The sequence below is a fragment of the Nitrobacter sp. 62-13 genome (assembly GCF_001896955.1).
Lineage (GTDB): Bacteria > Pseudomonadota > Alphaproteobacteria > Rhizobiales > Xanthobacteraceae > Nitrobacter.
In genome coordinates this window covers 1-1103 of sequence record NZ_MKRN01000187.1, presented here as the reverse complement: position 1 = coordinate 1103, position 1103 = coordinate 1, and the positions used below count along the sequence as shown (strand labels likewise).

At 61.3% G+C, this 1103-nt stretch carries 1 protein-coding gene and 1 pseudogene; one reads left to right on the top strand and one right to left on the bottom strand.

Features of this window, described 5'->3' with window-relative positions:
* On the top strand, positions 1-193 hold a 193-nt coding region (locus tag BGN91_RS13915; protein ID WP_292614078.1), incomplete at its 5' end, for a hypothetical protein.
* 592 nt (positions 194-785) lie between these two features.
* On the opposite strand, the pseudogene BGN91_RS13910 reads toward BGN91_RS13915, so the two are convergent.
* Positions 786-1103: pseudogene (locus tag BGN91_RS13910) on the bottom strand (50S ribosomal protein L1); the annotation flags it as partial.

The following is a 1103-nucleotide window of genomic DNA, read 5'->3' as shown; positions in this document are numbered from 1 at the left end:
TGAAGGTCTCGTTGAGCTGTTCGACCGCTTCTTTTTTTGCCGCTCGTTCCACAGCAAGCTCTTTCCGTTTGGCGGCCTTCGCCTCAAGGCTGGGACCACCGGGTTATACCCATCGCCCAGCCCGGAACCTGATCCCAAGATCGGCTTCAAGATACCGGTCCCGAGACACGCCGGGCGTGACGACATTCAGTAGCCTGCCCTCCCGCGTCCAAAGGCCTCACGGCCGAAGGCACGGGGTGTCGAGGTTCGAACCCAATCTGCTGCCTTCCGTTCATGGTTCGGAAAGCGAAATCCGGTCTTCACCCGTCTATGCAGGCCATGCGATTAAGCCGTTGGACCAACTTGCGTTAGCCGCGGGCGCCTGCAGTCTCGGACAGGATGGGATCGACAACATCATCCCTGACGGGACGACCAACGACCCCGTTCGCACCATCGTCCCAGCCAGATTGACGCTCCGTCCTCCCGAACCATCCGAATGGACATGCGGGAAGGAAGAACTCCTATCTCGTTGGATTTTTGGAATGCGAACACGGACATGCGAGCGCAAGCCAGCACGTCCGGAGCGCGGTGTTTAACGAATCTCTGCTGCGTTGCCAAGTCCTAAATCATGCAATTTTCCGGCCAGCTTTCGATCCGGACAAAATATCGCATCTCGGCCCGGCAGGACATCAACAGCGCCGAGGACGGCGCAGTCGCGCCGGAACCTTCACCACGGGTATCGCAAATAAAAAAGGCGGGTCCGGAAGGTCCGATCCCGCCTCGTTTCTCGTCAGCAATTCCCAGCGTCAGCCGAGGACGGTTCCCGGCTCGACCTTGACGCCCGGACCCATGGTCGAGGACACCGCGATGCGCTGGATATAGGTGCCCTTGGCGCCGGCGGGCTTCGCCTTCGCCACCGCGTCCGCCAACGCCTTGATGTTCTCGACGAGTTTCTCCTCCGAGAACGAGGCCTTGCCGATACCGGCCTGCACGATTCCGGCCTTCTCGACGCGGAATTCGACCGAACCGCCCTTGGCGCCCTTCACGGCGCCGGCGACGTCCATGGTCACGGTGCCGATCTTCGGATTCGGCATCATGCCGCGCGGGCCGAGCACCTTGCCGAG